The organism is Paenibacillus sp. FSL R7-0163 (genome assembly GCF_037969975.1).
Classification (GTDB): Bacteria; Bacillota; Bacilli; order Paenibacillales; family Paenibacillaceae; genus Paenibacillus_AQ; species Paenibacillus_AQ odorifer.
On sequence record NZ_CP150224.1, the window covers coordinates 6330644 to 6346433 of the forward strand.

Sequence of the window (15790 nt, forward strand, 5' to 3'; positions counted from 1 at the left end):
CTCACAATCAGATAATTTACATGAAGTCGAAAAAATAACGAATGACATGAAAAAAGACCGGTGAAGTGTAGGTCAAGCTATCGATCCGGCTTAAATGGCTTTGCTTCAAAGCCACGAATTTATCGCCATCGCCGATTAGCAGATCCCGCTTTAACACGGAAACCGTTAAACTGCCAAAGAAGCCGCTCAAGCTGACCAACATGCCTGACAGTAACCCGAAGATTGGGTTGAGCGGCGTCAGGTAGGGATAGATTAGATAGGAAACTCCTGTCGTGATGACAAATGCGAAAGCGAAACCCTCCCAAGTCAAATACGGATTGGCGGTGGGAACTATTTTACGCTTCCCTACATAAAGTGATGCCAGATAGTGGACCACATCATTGAGCTGCGTTAGCACTACTAGAAAAAGTACAAGCCCGGCTCCATACTCCGGTGTAGCAAATTGAAAGTAGGCCAAGTGACTAAGCCCGAATACCATCAGCATTAGCCCCCATTGCGTGGAGCTGACACTACGCATAAAACCAACCGTGCCTTTATTAATCATTCTGGGCAGTGGTAGGAGCAAGAATACATAAACTGGGATGAAGACAATAAACATTCCGTACCACTCGATATAAATCCAGTAGAACTGTAACGGAATGGATAAGTACGCCCACAGAAATAGCCTGCGGTCGGATTTTCGTGATTTCATCATGGAGAAATACTCCTTCAGTGCAAAGAAGCAGAGCACCATGAGAGAAAGAAGAGAGACGACGGGATTAAATAGGGTAGCTAGGCAAAAGATAAAAAGCATTCCCCACCACGTCTTGATGCGAAAGCCAATGCCCGTATAATCTTTATTTGGCTGTAGCTTCCCTATAACTACATACATCAAGTGAATGGCCGATAGGGCCGCAAAGATAAGAATTATAGTTAATAAAGAGCGGTCGATAACTGATCACCAACTTGTCCTAGAGTAGATTCCATTAATGGGTTCATATGTTATTATGAAGGAAACGTTCAAACTTGATAAGGGGAAAATTGTAAATGGCAGCAGATCCATCGGTCTTTATATTACTGACGAATACCGGGACGCTTTTTACGAAGCTCATTCAAGGCTATACAAAAGCACCCTATAATCATGCCTCGATCTCCTTTAATCGAGAGCTTTCCGAGCTGTATAGCTTTGGCAGGAAGCATCCGAGCAACCCCCTGAATGGAGGGTTTGTGAAGGAGGATATTAAGACAGGTACGTTCAGCAAATATCCAAATACAACATGTGTCCTATATGAACTTCAAGTTACAGCCCGCGAAGTGGAGAAAATGGAGCGGGTCTTGCAAGTCTTTATCCGAAGCCGTCAAAAGTATCTCTATAATATTCTCGGCGTAATTGGCATTGCCCTGAAGGAGCCTGTCGAATTCAGCAACTCTTATTTTTGTTCGCAATTTGTAGCGGAAATTCTAGAGCGGTCGGGTATTAAGTTATGGAATAAGCTGCCTGCACTCGTTACTCCGGATGATTTTCGCCAAAGTGATCGGCTGAGATTGGTTTACCAAGGTAAATTAAGTGAATATGAACCTGAGCGCCTAGGAGGAGACGAAGGATGAATAGCAAAGAAATATTTTCTAATCGGGTAGATTCGTATGTGAAATATCGGCCGAGCTATCCTGGAGAAGCCATTAATTATTTGTACAATACTATTGGGCTCCAACCCAATTGTGATATTGCTGATATTGGTGCAGGAACAGGAATATTCTCAGCATTACTTCTGGAGCGCGGGAGTTGTGTGACTGCCGTTGAACCCAATCCGGAAATGCGTAGAGCTGCGGAAGAGAAGTTCGCAAAGGATAACCATTTCTCTGTATCGCCGGGGTCTGCTGAACATACAGAATTATCTGACCAGTCGATGGACTTTATCGTATGCGCCCAAGCGTTTCACTGGTTTGACAGGGACGCAACGCAATTGGAATTCAAGCGGATTCTAAAACCTGGCGGAAAAGTGGTTCTGATATGGAATTCCCGACTCACTTACGGTACCCCATTTCTGGAGGAATATGAGCAGCTGCTGCAGACCTTCGGGACGAACTACACTCAAGTTAATCATAAGAACATTACCCCTGAGATCCTTAGTTCCTTTTTCAAAAAAGGACAGATGCAAGTAGCGCATTTTAGCAATCAGCAGGTGTTTGATTTGGAGGGCTTAAGCGGGCGGCTTCGATCGTCTTCCTACACTCCGGTCCCCGGAGATCCAAGCTATGAGAATATGATGACTGAGCTGCGGAATATATTTGAACGAAATAACCAGAGTGGGCAAGTGTTTTTTGATTATAAGACCGAAATTTATTGGGGCGAAGTGTAAAATAAATAAAAAGACTCAAACCTTAGTGATAACAGGGTTTGAGTCTTTTTTATTTGTAGTTATGAAAGATGTACGTAAAACGTGGTGGACTCGCCGACGAAACTTTTGGCATAAATTTTTCCTTTATGCTGTTCAACAATGGATTTGGCAATCGCCAGTCCTAGGCCATATCCCCCTTGTTTACGCGCCCGGGAGGCATTTGTACGGTAGAATCGGTCAAAGATGCTCGCTAAGTGCTCCGGTGCAATGCCCTCCCCCGTATTAGTGACTGCTAACACCATGTCATTATGCTGTTTTTTAAGGGATAAGGTGACTGAGCCTTTAGGGTTCGAATATTTTACAGCATTGTCCAAGAGGATCATAATCACTTGTTTGATCTGTTCACTATTGCCTAGCACTGTCAGATCAGGCTCGATGTCATATTCAAGGGAGATATGCTTCTCAAAGATTACAGCTTCCATCGTTAAAATGATATTTTCAACCACGTCGCTCAGATTGAATTTCGAATAAATCATTCTCGATCTGGAATCGTCCATCTCGGTCAGGTACAGCAGATCATTGGTCAGGCTGGTCATTCTCTCTGTTTCCGATTTGATATAGTGCAGCCACTTGGACTGATTGTGAATGGTGTCATCACTGTTGGACAGGAGAACATCCGCATTGGTGTTAATAATGGTCAACGGCGTCTTTAACTCATGGGAAGCATCCGCAATAAATTGTTTCTGTTTCTCAAAAGCCTCCTTTACCGGCGCAATTGAACGATTAGCAAAAAAGCGGCTAGCGAAGTACAAGATAATCAGCATCACCGAACCAACTACAGAGAAGGTATAGATTAAATTGGTGAGGATTTTTTGCTCTGCAGTGATGTCCAGAAATACAAGCATCGCCCCATCACTCGTATGCTGGATGTTGAAGATCCATTTGCTGCTATCCAAGGTGAACCTTCCGGTATCTTTACCGGCACTTAGCGCTTCTTGCAGAGCCGTATTATAAAATTCATCGTCCATAGTAAATTTGGAATCTTTCCCTATGAGGTTCGACGCTGTATCTATCTTCAGCATAAATGAGACTGACCGTTCAGGAGGTGGAGTCCCGTTATCCATACGTTTATTATCAGCATGGGGTAACTGGGAACTTCCCTTAGTTGAGCCCATTCGTCCTGTATCACCACCGGGAGACTTGTAGTTTTCCATGATTCTGTGAAGATCCATCTGAATATTGTTTTGGACATCTTGGTACGTAATTACATAAATCGAGATGAAGGCCACCAGCATGATCACCGAGATAGTGACTAAGTTAACAATAAGAAACCGATTTCTGAGCTTCGTGAACATTAGGTCGTCACCTCTAATACATACCCTACGTTTCTGATCGTACTAATACGTACGGTCGAATTTAAGAAGGTCAGTTTTTTTCTCAAAAAAGAAATATACACCTCTACATTATTGTGCTCAGCATCAGAATCGAAGCCCCACAGCTTCTCAATAATTTGTTCTTTGGAGGTTACGGCTTGTTTCCTCAAGATAAGAAGCTCCAATAGTTCACATTCCTTTAGATTGAGCTTGATCTCTTTGCCACCCACGGTAAGCTTCAGATTGGATGTATTCAGTTCAATATCCCCGAACTTTAAAGCATCATCCGGTATCACCTCGCCTTTACGTCTTAGTACAGCCCTTATTCTTGCCAATAAGATCTCTGAGGAAAAAGGTTTGGCGATATAATCGTCAGCCCCATAGTCCAGCCCAGTGACCATATCTGTAATCTCACCCTTTGCAGTAAGCAGGATAACGGGAGTGGGTATCCCCTTTTTTCGCAGCATCTTGAGGACGCTAACCCCATCCATCTCAGGCAGCATAATGTCGAGCAGCAGCAAATCATAGATTCCACTCAGTGCATAATCCAGACCCGACCTGCCGTCATGGACTGCATCCACCGAATAATTATGTTTTTTTAATATTTGAGTTAAGGCTTCAGCGAGATGAAGCTCGTCTTCTACTATTAATATTCTCATGGTTTTGCCATCCCCTACATAGAACCAGTATTTGTTATTGAGGTCATTATATCAGTATTACCTTTATTGAACCTTAATGAAGAGAGACAACAGCGGCCGGAAGTCCAACATACACCGCAGTTACGATGTACACCTGTGTTAAGGGAATGTAAAAGATAATCAATAATTTGTAAAACCATTTAAGATTCATTAAAGGTTTGGGATCTAAGATACATTCATAAGCACACGAGACAACGATAAACAGAAAGGATTGATCACATATGGCGATTGAGGTATTCAACCGTTATGAGAACAAATATTTGTTGGACAACGAAGCCTACTATAAATTTTATAACCAATTGCTTGAATACATGGAACTGGACGATTTCAACAAGCAACATGAGTTTTACTCCATAACCAACTTATATTATGACACGGAGCACAACACCCTGATTCGTAACAGTCTTGCGAAGCCCAAGTACAAAGAGAAGCTTCGTTTAAGAGCTTACGGTGTTCCAAATCAAGATACGAAGGTGTATCTGGAAATCAAGAAGAAGGTATTTGGTCTTGTTAATAAAAGAAGAACGTCGCTTAAATTAAACGAGGCTTATGATTTTGTCGCCACCGGTATGGAACCGGAATTCAAGGATTACATGAATAAACAGGTGATTGAAGAGATCAAATATTTTCTGACACGCTATGATTTGCAGCCCAAGGTGTATCTGTCTTATGACCGAAAAGCGTTGTTCTGTAAAAACAATCGCGATCTAAGAATTACATTCGATACAAATATTCGCAGCCGCCGGTACGATCTGAAGATGGAGCAGGGTGTTCATGGCGAACCCTTGCTGGAGCCGGGGCAGTGGCTTATGGAAGTAAAGGCTGAGAACACGATTCCGGTCTGGCTGGCCAGAATGCTCTCAGAGCATCAAATGTACCGTACAAGCTTCTCTAAGTACGGCAACGAATATAAAAAAATGCTGAAGAACAGTAAAACAGAACGGGAGAGTGCCCTCTATGCTTGATTCATTATTTACCGTAGCAACTAGTACAGAGTTAACGTTTACCAACGCACTGCTAACTATTTTTATAGCTATTGTTCTTGGCGGAATCATTAGCTACACCTATATGAAGACGAATGCCAGCGGCTATTCGCAAAGCTTCACACTGACGATGGTACTGCTGCCCGTAATTGTGGCAATCATCATTTTGCTTATCGGCAGTAATGTTGCCAGAGCTTTCAGTCTTGCCGGGGCGTTCTCCATCATTCGCTTTAGAAGTGCGCCGGGCGATCCGAAGGATATCACATTTGTTTTGTTCACCATGGCTTCTGGACTTGCCTGCGGAGTGGGTTCCTTTGGATATGCAGTTTTGTTCACCCTTATCCTATGTGCCCTTATGTTTATCCTTAACCGGACTAACTTTGGCGTAAGAACAACGTCGCAAAAAACATTAAAGGTAACCATCCCGGAGAGTCTGGGATATGAGGAAGCCTTCGCTGAAGTATTCAATAAATATAATGTTGGGTACGAGCTTAAAAAGATTAGAACAACTGAGCTTGGCAGTTTATATGAGCTGGTCTACGCTGTAACGCTGGGTGAGGCTGTGAACCAGAAGGAATTTTTGGATGCGATTCGTACCCGGAACGGTAATTTAGACCTCTCGCTGACCATGACTCCAACTGTTAATGACTATTAAGATAACGAAAGGATGGATGAAAAATGGATAAATATATAACCGGAAGTAAAGTAGGAATCTTGCTATTGTGTGCATTACTTATGTCGGCTTGCAGCACCAATTCCACAACAACACAGTCTGAAGCGGCGGGTACAGCAGCAGCCTCGGGAACAACGATAACTCAGAACGGGGCTGCCACGGGAGTACAACTGGCAAGCGCCAAATTGTCCGATCTGGTGACGTTCGATGAAGAGGATTCTAATACAACTTGGACGGCTGACCAATCGACGGAAATTGCTTTGGCTGGAACAAGTGCGCTTGTTGACGGCACCGGGGCCGAGTCTAAGGATGGCTCAGTGACAATTACTGCAGCAGGAACTTATGTGCTGTCTGGTAAGCTGAGTGATGGACAGATTGTAGTTAATAATCAGGATGAAGGTAGTGTGCACTTGGTACTGAACGGTGTGAACATCACGAACAGCGATAGTGCTGCAATTGATATTAAAGAAGCGGGCAAAGTAATCATTACCTTGGAAGACGGGACGGAGAACTCCGTATCTGATGGAGCAACTTACGTGTATGCCGATGAAACTACAGATGAACCAAGTGCGGCTATCTTCAGTAAAGCGGATTTAACGATTAATGGTACCGGGAAGCTGTCTGTTTCCGCTAACTATAATGACGGAATTACGAGCAAGGACGATCTGAAAATTATGGGTGGCACTATTGAAATTAAGGCTGCCGATGACGGGATTGTAGGTAAAGATCTTGTCGCTGTACAAGACGGAAATATCAGCATAACGGCAGAAGGCGATGGTATGAAATCAACCAACGATACTGAGACGGACAAAGGCTTCATAGCAATAGCAGCAGGAACATTTGATATTACGGCTGGTAATGATGGAATTCAAGCTGAGACTTCACTTGTAATAGATGGCGGAACATACACCTTAGTTACGGGTGGGGGCAACGAGAAGGGTGAAGTGAAAACAGGTGATCAAGGGCAAGGTATGGGCATGAGAGGTGGCCGAGGTCAGGGAACAGGGGATCAAGCACCAGGAACAACAGGAACCTCAATACCTGAAACAAAACCAGAGACGATGCCAGAAACAAAACCGGAGGTACCAACAACGGAAGCACCAACAACGACAACAACGGCAACAACTACAGAATCGGAAACACCAAGTACTAAAGGATTGAAGGCTGGAGGAGATATTAGCTTAAACAACGGAACCTTTACCATCGATTCTGCTGATGATGCAGTGCACAGCAACAGTAACATTGCTATAGCTGATGGAGAATTCAACATCAAAACTGGCGACGATGGAATCCATGCGGATGCCTTGGTGGCGATATCTGGTGGCAAAATTGATATTACGAAGAGCTACGAAGGGATTGAAGGAGCAAACATCGAGATTTCCGGTGGCGAGGCTCATGTGGTTGCTTCTGATGATGGAGTGAATGTAGCAGGAGGTAACGATGAGGCGACTGTAGGCGGCGGCCCTCAGGAGCAGGATCAATTCAGCGATTCTGCTAGCAATATGCTAACGATTAGTGGAGGAACACTAACGGTGGATGCTTCAGGTGACGGGCTGGATTCGAACGGCTCCATCACAATGTCGGGTGGCACGGTTATTGTCAATGGACCTACCAATAGCGGTAACGGTGCACTTGATTTCGACGGTAGCTTTGAACAGAGTGGAGGAATTTTGGTGGCTGCGGGAAGTTCGGGCATGGCACAAGCACCGTCTGACACCTCTAGCCAACATGCAGTGAGCATGACTTTCCCTCAGACCCAGGAGGCTGGAACCTTGGTTCATCTAGAGGACAGCGAAGGCAACACAATCCTGACCTTTGCTCCTTCGAAGAGCTATCAAACGGTGGTGATTAGTTCACCGGATCTGAAGGACGGAGGTTCTTACACCCTCTACTCGGGAGGTACCTCGACTGGTAGTGAAGCGAACGGACTGTATACGGATGGTGAATACACAGGAGGAACAAAAGTAGTAGCGTTCGAAATTACCAGCAGCGTAACTTGGCTAAATGAATCAGGAGTAACAACCGCAAACACTAATCAAGGTCCAGGTGGCGGTGGTGGAAACAGAAGACCTTAGTTTATAAATTGCATATCAAAAGCCACTCCAGCATTATTTTGGAGTGGCTTTTGATAGTTTGAGGTAAATCAGTCGCCGTTAACAGGGATGGAATTCTGTTTAATCGGTTGATTTGAAGTATTGATGATCACATTATGTGAATTAAAAGACAGAATCTCAATCAGCTGCTCTGCCATATGGTTAGCTGTATATTTAAATCCGCCTTTTACCCATTCTATGATTAATCCAAATAGAGCATAGGCGGTATAACTGGAAAACAATTCGATATTAACATTGGTATTAGTGTTATTAACTGCGACTAAGTCCCGCTTGGTGAGCTCCTTTAAGAGGTCGCAAATCCTATTTTGGAACCCTGGCAGAACATTGGAATTTATAATGATGGTATAAAAATTAGAGTAAGAGACCACATGTTCAAAAATCTTGATGCTCGAGGTGGTCAGCTCACTAACTATAAATTTATCGGTATGAAGATAGGGTTCTTTATAAGCCTTAATTAAATCCTCCAACACATCATCAATTAGCTCATTCAGAAGTTCTTCTTTGGTTTGATAATGTTTATAGAAGGTTCCGCGGTTTAAATCGGCAAGGGTAACGATATCGGTTATCGTAATGGTGCGGAAATTCTTTTTTTCCATGATTAATATCAATGCGTTTTTAAGCTCTTTACGCGATTTGCTAGTTCTCCGATTATTTTTAAGCAACAGAAGACCACCTAACTGTCTATTTTCTAATCCTATTTGAACAGAATCCTGCATTATATATATTTATGAACATTTGGTGTCCCATTTGTATATTGATAGTTAAATTTTAGAGGATTAAACTTGAGTAGTATAAATTTTAAGCGTTAAAGAGATTTTATATATTGATATTTACATTATAGATAAACGTAAAGGAGACTTCCAACATGAAACTTCAAGACAGAGTTGCAGTGGTTACCGGGGCGGCATCAGGTATGGGGAAATCTATCGCAGAGTTGTACGCTAAAGAAGGGGCGAAAGTGATTGTAGCCGATCTTAATCTCGAAGGTGCAGAACAAGTAGCTGCAGGGATCAACAGTAATGGTGGAGTAGCTAAGGCACTGAAAGTAAATGTTGCCCTAGTTGAAGATATCGATAGCATGATTGATACCGCAGTAAAAGAATACGGAACACTAGATATTCTTGTTAATAACGCCGGTATTATGGATGGGTTTGAGCCAGTTGGCGACATTAGCGACGAGAAATGGGATCTTATCTTTGATATCAATACCAAAAGTGTAATGCGGTCCACTCGTAAAGCAATGCCTATTTTTCTGGAAAAAGGAAAAGGGGTTATCGTTAATACCGCTTCTACAGGTGGCGTAAGTGGTGCCCATGCGGGAGCAACTTATACTGCCTCTAAACATGCTGTAGTAGGCTTGACGAAAAATACAGCTTTTATGTATGCCAACAAAGGGATTCGTTGTAATGCTATCGCACCGGGAGCTACTGCCACAAACATCAGTGCTTCAATGAAAAATATAAATGAATTCGGCGTGAGCCGTACACAATTAACACAGGCTGTGATCCCTCGTGTAGGTACACCTGAAGAAATCGCACAAGTTGCGTTATTCCTGGCTTCGGATGATTCCAGTTTTGTGAACGGAGCTATCATCGCTGCTGATGCGGGTTGGACTTCTGCATTCTAAATGTTGGTTGTCTACCTCTGCCTCAACAATTTATCCACGGAGTCTTAGGGACCCAGATGACGTTATTCGCAAATTTTCAGTCTTTTGAGAAGGGATTCGGACTCCAGAGACGCTATTTCATATAAATCGGCCCATATTTGGTGTTTTCGCGCCAATAGCTGCAGTGGAGTCCGATAGCAATTCAAATATGGAATAATGGCGCATTTAAGGTCTGCTGGGTCCGCCAACCAATTTTTTCGGGCAAAATGTTATCGGATTAAACGAAGGAGTGCCCCAGCACGCTACCATTATGCCAAATGATGACCCAAACGGGATGTTACATAAAACTCCGCTAGAGATTAATCTAGCGGAGTTTTTTATACGCTTGATATTTCCAGGGGAACCCTGCAAAATAGAGAGAATGCTAACTATAGAGGAGTTATATGAAATGAACGATGTTATGGTGCGGAATCATGTAAAAGTCATTGGAGCAGGAGAAAAAACTATCCTTTTTGCGCATGGATTTGGGTGTGATCAAAGCATGTGGCAGTTTATTACGCCATCATTTGAGAAAAAGTATCGAATCGTTCTATTTGATTATGTAGGCTCAGGCCATTCAGATTTAAGCGCATATACATCGGATAAATATCATACTCTCCATGGTTATGTACAGGATGTACTAGATGTCATCGAAACATTTGAACTCAAGGATATTATTTTTATAGGCCATTCTATTAGCTCTATGATCGGTTTGCTTGCTTCAATCGAGCGGCCGGATTATTTTGATAAAATGATTATGATCGGACCTTCCCCACGTTATTTAAATGAGGGAGATGCTTATTTCGGGGGCTTTGAAAAAAGTGATATTACTGAGCTTCTGGATATGATGGAGATGAATTTCGCGGGCTGGGCTAGCTTTATGGCTCCACTTGCGATGAATAACCCTGACCCAATGTTGACTAAACAGCTGGAACGAAGTTTTATTTCGGCCGACCCTATTATCGCTAGAGAATTTGCGGAAGTTACATTTTTTTCGGATCATAGAGAAGATCTGCCTAAAGCGACAGTGCCTACACTCATATTGCAATGCTCGGATGATAGTATCGTTCCTATAGAAGTAGGAGAATATTTACATAGACACTTGAATAATAGTACGTTCCGGTTAATGGAGGCCAAGGGCCATTATCCGCATATTAGCCATCCACAGGAGACCATTACTTTGATTAATGAGTATCTTAGGTGAGATGGAGAAGATTATGGTGTTGAAAGGATATTTAGACAATGGATGACCGGTTAAAATATGCGCCGTGCGGATATGTTTCCATTACCCATGAAGGAATGATCCTCAATGTGAATCAAACCTTTTTGGATGGGATGGGATATCAGCAGGTTGATTTGGTAAATAAACATTTTGAATCTATCATGTCTACGGCGAACAAGCTTATTTTTCATTCATACTTCTATCCTTTTATCAATCTGAATGGACATGTAGAAGAGCTATTTATCAATTTGAAGGACAGCAAGGGACAAGCCGTCCCTTACTTGTTAAATGGTAGACGCCTCGAGTGTGAAGGTGTAGAGGTCATTGATTGTATTCTCGTACAGATGGGCAAACGTATTGATTATGAGCTAGAGTTACGATCTGCGAAGAAGCAAATAGAAGAGGCCTATTGGGAAAAAGATCAGGCACTGGCAAAGCTCAAACAAATCCACCTTGAAATCGAGCAAAAGCAAGCTGAATTGCTGGAGATGAATGCCGTTTTAGTAGAGCTATCTACTACAGACAAGCTTACTGGATTAAAGAATAGAAGGTTCCTGCAAGAAAAGCTGGAAGAGCAGATTGCAGCGTATCACCGTGATCAGGCGCCTTTTTCATTATGTATTTTAGATATTGATCACTTTAAAAATGTGAATGATACCTACGGTCATCAGATGGGTGATTATGTCCTGGAGAAATTGGCGAGTATCCTGAAATCCCAATCTCGTAAAGAAGATATCGTAGCTAGGTATGGTGGTGAGGAGTTTATCCTTCTGCTGCCTAATATAGATTCATCGGATGCCAAGGCTATAGCGGACAATTTGCGGCAATTCATTGCCAGCTCCACTTGGGAGATTGGCAGGGTTACGGTAAGCGTCGGCATAGCTACTTTTGAAGCAACCGATACAGACATCACTCTTCTGGAAAAAGCTGACCATGCGCTTTACGCTTCGAAAGAACAGGGGAGAAATCGCGTTACGCATATTATGGATTTGAGTGAAAAGCTTCTTTAATCGGAGGCTTTTTTGTTATTTATAAACGATACATCCTCTTTGCTCTAATTGCTCTAATAATTCTGTTCTTCTTAAGCTGTGATTCCATCTTAAATCCAGTTTCTCTAATCGTCCAAGTTGTAGAATCGAATCCGGGATTTCTTGCAGATTATTATCTCTTAAATCAAGCTCAACAAGGCTGCTTAATTGACCTATTTCCTCAGGAAGCTGATTAAGTTTATTTTTTCTAAGGTTCAGTCTTCTTAACTTGCTTAAATTACCGATAGATGAAGGCAGCTTAGTGATTCGATTATCACTTAAATCAAGTATCCGAAGTTCTTCTATAGCACCCAAATGTTCTGGTAACATGACCAGTTGATTACCATAGAGATGGATCTCTCTTAGCCCTTTTATTTGTGTGATCGAATCAGGTAAACATTCTAGCTGATTATAATAAAGCCGCAATTCAATCAGACTGCTCATTTCGCCTATACGGGCAGGCAATTGCTTGAGATGATTATCTGTTACGTTCAGATACTTAAGTTTCTGGAGAATACAGAGCTGCTCCGGCAGCTGTTCGAACTGATTATTGCTTAGGTATAGAAAAGAATCCAACCCCTGCAATCCGCCAATGCTCTCCGGCAACACCTTCAGCCGATTATGGCCTAAATCCAGCATTCTTAGGTGAACTAAGCGACCGATGTTCTCGGATAACTGTTCGATTTCATTGCCCGCATAATTAAGTACCTCTAATTCGTCATGAAGGAAGAGCTGATCGGGAATCTCTTTAATATGATTGTTGTACATGCTCAGTTCTAGTAGCGGATTGCTCTCAAACACGACATCTGGCGTTTCAATAAGTCCTTTTCCGTCAAAATTATATTTCATGAATGGATCTCCTTTGTAATTTGTATTGGCATCAAGCCTATGTGACAACGTTACGATAGAATATAACAGGATGATGATTTATTATCAGTATGTTGGCATACAAAACTATGGAATGTGTTAGAAAGGAATAATGAGATGGAAGCTTCTTTTTGGACTGGCACTCGCTTTTTTCAAGGTTTACCCTCGGAGAAGATCGAGGCGGTCTCAGGATTATTCACTTATAAGGCATATTCTAAGGGGACCCTGGTGTTTGCAGAATCAGATCCGGGGGATTATGCCTACATTATCTATTCGGGGATTATAAGGGTGTACGCTACCACGAAAGGGAAAGAGCATACCGTAGATCTTTTTGGAAAAGGCGATTTCTTTGGCGACCTGGAAGTGATCCATCCCTCCAATATAAGAGTGCTGTCTGCGGTGGCTATGAATGATACTGTATTATTTGAGATTAAACATGAGCTTTTTAAGCAGATGCTTGCCGATTACCCGTTGATTAAGGAGCAATTGATGCTGCTGCAAATGGACCGTTTATTTTTATCGAATCGGTTATTACATGAAATGAAATTTCATGATGCGAGAGCGCGTGCGATATTTACGCTGAGAAGACTATACCAAAGATTTGGAGTAGAGGAGCAAGGCAAACAGAGGATTGATCTTCGATTGACCCATCAGCAGTTCGCGGATATGATCGGAACGTTAAGGGAGACGGCTACCCTTGTGCTTAAAGATCTGCAAGAGCAAAAGATTATTGAGATTCAACATCAGCAGATCACCGTGTTAGACGCGACATATTTACTGGAGTATACGGATTTCGATTGAGAAGAGCCGTTCCGGGATCTTTTTCAGAGAATCGATTATTAAAGGGGTTATGAATATGGCTTGTAATCATTGTGTAGTAAGAGAGCTGAATTTTCAAATCAAGGCTCATGGTGAGCTTAATCTTAGGGTTTTACCTGAGGTTATTCATCACTTGAGTAGAAGTAATACGATACATAAGGTAGAAGAAAATGTGATTACGATTAAGGAAGCTGAAGCGCGAGATCTTCTAGATTTCTGTAACGATCATATGGAGTCCGGGAAAATTGAATTTCGTATAGATGACCAAGCATGGAGACCTCTATCCGAGATGTCTACTGTAATGGATATGAAGTGGATTGATGAGGTTATCACTAAGGGTCTTGTTACTTGTTACTTCCAACCGATTGTGAACGTAAGGGAAGAGATTTTTGCATACGAGCTCCTATCCAGATTTAAAAAAGAAGACGGATCCCTTATCTATCCTAATGAGATTTTTGCGGCGGCACGGAATCGTGGGCGTTTATATGCTTTAGACAGGTTATGTAGAATGACCGCTGTAAAATATGCTGCACCCTTAAATAAAAAAACGTTTATTAATTTTATCCCTACATCAATTTACGCTCCAGAGTTCTGCTTAAGATCAACGGTTGAATTGGCTAATCAATTAGGTGTCGATCCCTCTCTTTTTGTCTTTGAAGTTGTTGAAACGGAGAAAGTGGATGATCTCGCTCATTTGAAAGCTATTTTGACATATTACAAGGATCGGGGATTTGAATACGCTTTAGATGATGTTGGGGAAGGCTTCAGCACAATCGAGATGTTATTGGAGCTTAAACCTCATTACATGAAGTTAGATATGAAATATGTTCAAGGCGTGTCCAGTGATCCGAACAAACAGAAAATAGCTAAACAATTTTTAGAAAAGGCTTTAGAAATCCAATCTGTTCCTTTAGCAGAAGGTGTGGAGTTTAGAGAGGACTTTGAATGGCTTAAGCAGAGTGGTTATCAGTTGTTTCAGGGATATTTATTTGGAAAGCCTGATCCTATTCCCAAACAGTAATCCTAATGAGTATATATCGGTCCAGAGGATGAGAAGAATTTCAGGTCAGAGTCTGAGTACAGCCAACCCCCGGGGTTGTATAATTTAGGTAATTTGAAAAGGGGGACGGGATGGATATGAAATGGCATCAATTTGTAACGCGCTGGGCGGATTCTAGGGGCTTTGATGGACGAGAAATTGATTATCAATGGCCTTCTCCCTCATTTCCGGTCATCAGTATTCGTAGTAATTTAGGGCGATACTCAGGTCAAAAGTATGGTCATGGAAGTAAACCCCGTGTAAAGACAGCCGTTGGTTTAATCGCTATTGGAGATGTAGCTGTCGGATTGATTTCCATAGGTGCGATAAGCGTGGGCGTACTTTCCTTAGGAGCAATATCACTGGGAATGTGGTTAGCGATTGGAGCAATAGCACTTAGCTGGCTTGGCTTCGCAGTGGGAGCGATTGCGATTGCAGGAGTGGCTGTAGGAGCGATCGCAATCGCGGAAAAAGCGTTGGGGGCCATCGCCATAGGGGATACGGCGTTTGGTGCGATAGCGATAGGCAGGATCGCTGGGGGTGCCATAGCTATCGGACAATGGGCATATGGTGTAATCGCAGTTGGCGAACATGGTTTCGGATTAATTCCCATCACGGGCGATGTGTGGAATTGGTTCCGGCGTTTGTTCGGATCGGGGAGTTAATTAGACCTCCAGTCCTAAAGGATCCCATTCTCTTCCGGGATAGTCGATAAATAATATCTATCACATGAGAAAAACTAATTGCAATTACCTATACTCATTTCATACCAATTAATCATGCGATCAGATCTAGGCTTATGTTACTCTTTGAATGTATTCGAAACTTCATAGGCAAACCTATGGAAATGTAGGGACGCAAAGCTATAGGGACTAAGGTTATCATAACTATTGTCAGCCAGCTGCCAAAGAGTGTGTAACGCTTTTTGTTAAAATATAAGAAAGTATAAGTTATACACCTATACTTAATATCTTATATTTCTCGCTTAAACGCTTACCGTCCTTATAAGGA

The 15790-nt window shown here is 42.4% G+C and carries 16 protein-coding genes and 1 riboswitch; of the genes, 11 read left to right on the plus strand and 5 right to left on the minus strand.

Features of this window, described 5'->3' with window-relative positions:
* Positions 1–16 precede the first annotated feature (16 nt).
* Complete coding sequence (locus NST45_RS27825; RefSeq protein WP_036682294.1) at positions 17–931, minus strand: phosphatidate cytidylyltransferase; 915 nt, start codon at positions 929–931, stop codon at positions 17–19.
* Positions 932–1026: 95 nt separating this feature from the next.
* Between NST45_RS27825 and NST45_RS27830 the strand changes: the two genes are divergently transcribed.
* Both NST45_RS27830 and NST45_RS27835 read left to right on the plus strand, forming a co-directional pair.
* Positions 1027–1587: a hypothetical protein gene (locus NST45_RS27830; RefSeq protein WP_036682293.1), complete on the plus strand. Its 561-nt coding sequence runs from the start codon at positions 1027–1029 to the stop codon at positions 1585–1587.
* Complete coding sequence (locus NST45_RS27835) at positions 1584–2339, plus strand: class I SAM-dependent methyltransferase (protein WP_076140608.1); 756 nt, start codon at positions 1584–1586, stop codon at positions 2337–2339. The genes NST45_RS27830 and NST45_RS27835 overlap by 4 nt, the downstream gene beginning before the upstream one ends.
* Positions 2340–2398: 59 nt before the next feature.
* On the opposite strand, the gene NST45_RS27840 is transcribed toward NST45_RS27835, so the two are convergent.
* Both NST45_RS27840 and NST45_RS27845 read right to left on the minus strand, forming a co-directional pair.
* A complete protein-coding gene (locus NST45_RS27840; RefSeq protein WP_036682290.1) occupies positions 2399–3673 on the minus strand; it encodes a HAMP domain-containing sensor histidine kinase in 1275 nt (424 codons plus the stop codon).
* Positions 3673–4350 (minus strand): response regulator transcription factor, encoded by a 678-nt coding sequence (locus tag NST45_RS27845; RefSeq protein WP_036682288.1) that lies wholly within the window; start codon positions 4348–4350, stop codon positions 3673–3675. The genes NST45_RS27840 and NST45_RS27845 overlap by 1 nt, the downstream gene beginning before the upstream one ends.
* A 260-nt stretch (positions 4351–4610) precedes the next feature.
* Between NST45_RS27845 and NST45_RS27850 the strand changes: the two genes are divergently transcribed.
* The 3 genes from NST45_RS27850 to NST45_RS27860 are packed head-to-tail and all read left to right on the plus strand — an operon-like array spanning position 4611 to position 8120.
* Complete coding sequence (locus NST45_RS27850) at positions 4611–5354, plus strand: polyphosphate polymerase domain-containing protein (protein WP_036682286.1); 744 nt, start codon at positions 4611–4613, stop codon at positions 5352–5354.
* Complete coding sequence (locus NST45_RS27855; protein ID WP_036682284.1) at positions 5347–6027, plus strand: DUF4956 domain-containing protein; 681 nt, start codon at positions 5347–5349, stop codon at positions 6025–6027. The genes NST45_RS27850 and NST45_RS27855 overlap by 8 nt, the downstream gene beginning before the upstream one ends.
* Before the next feature lie 23 nt (positions 6028–6050).
* A complete protein-coding gene (locus tag NST45_RS27860) occupies positions 6051–8120 on the plus strand; it encodes a carbohydrate-binding domain-containing protein (RefSeq protein WP_038573842.1) in 2070 nt (689 codons plus the stop codon).
* A gap of 68 nt (positions 8121–8188) precedes the next feature.
* Here the strand turns inward: NST45_RS27860 and NST45_RS27865 are convergent, their stop codons facing one another.
* On the minus strand, positions 8189–8821 hold the full coding sequence (locus NST45_RS27865) for a TetR/AcrR family transcriptional regulator (protein WP_235219469.1): 633 nt from the start codon (positions 8819–8821) through the stop codon (positions 8189–8191).
* Positions 8822–9024: 203 nt separating this feature from the next.
* Between NST45_RS27865 and NST45_RS27870 the strand changes: the two genes are divergently transcribed.
* The 3 genes from NST45_RS27870 (at position 9025) to NST45_RS27880 (ending at position 12036) form a co-directional block, all read left to right on the plus strand.
* The gene (locus tag NST45_RS27870; RefSeq protein ID WP_036682280.1) at positions 9025–9786 is read left to right on the plus strand and encodes an SDR family oxidoreductase; all 762 of its coding nucleotides are present in this window, start codon (positions 9025–9027) and stop codon (positions 9784–9786) included.
* Between the two features lie 427 nt (positions 9787–10213).
* Complete coding sequence (locus NST45_RS27875; protein WP_036682278.1) at positions 10214–11008, plus strand: alpha/beta hydrolase; 795 nt, start codon at positions 10214–10216, stop codon at positions 11006–11008.
* A 38-nt stretch (positions 11009–11046) separates the two neighbouring features.
* Positions 11047–12036, plus strand: a complete 990-nt coding sequence (locus tag NST45_RS27880) for a sensor domain-containing diguanylate cyclase (protein ID WP_036682276.1) — start codon at positions 11047–11049, stop codon at positions 12034–12036.
* 15 nt (positions 12037–12051) lie between these two features.
* Here the strand turns inward: NST45_RS27880 and NST45_RS27885 are convergent, their stop codons facing one another.
* Positions 12052–12903 (minus strand): leucine-rich repeat domain-containing protein, encoded by an 852-nt coding sequence (locus tag NST45_RS27885; RefSeq protein ID WP_038573837.1) that lies wholly within the window; start codon positions 12901–12903, stop codon positions 12052–12054.
* A gap of 135 nt (positions 12904–13038) precedes the next feature.
* Here NST45_RS27885 and NST45_RS27890 point away from each other — a divergent pair, with 135 nt between their 5' ends.
* From NST45_RS27890 to NST45_RS27900, 3 genes are all read left to right on the plus strand, one after another.
* Positions 13039–13722: a Crp/Fnr family transcriptional regulator gene (locus NST45_RS27890; protein ID WP_076140610.1), complete on the plus strand. Its 684-nt coding sequence runs from the start codon at positions 13039–13041 to the stop codon at positions 13720–13722.
* A 49-nt stretch (positions 13723–13771) separates the two neighbouring features.
* A complete protein-coding gene (locus NST45_RS27895; RefSeq protein ID WP_305953800.1) occupies positions 13772–14761 on the plus strand; it encodes an EAL domain-containing protein in 990 nt (329 codons plus the stop codon).
* A 116-nt stretch (positions 14762–14877) separates the two neighbouring features.
* Positions 14878–15444, plus strand: a complete 567-nt coding sequence (locus NST45_RS27900; protein ID WP_036682474.1) for a hypothetical protein — start codon at positions 14878–14880, stop codon at positions 15442–15444.
* A gap of 157 nt (positions 15445–15601) precedes the next feature.
* Positions 15602–15688, plus strand: a riboswitch (cyclic di-GMP riboswitch).
* Positions 15689–15790 lie beyond the last annotated feature (102 nt).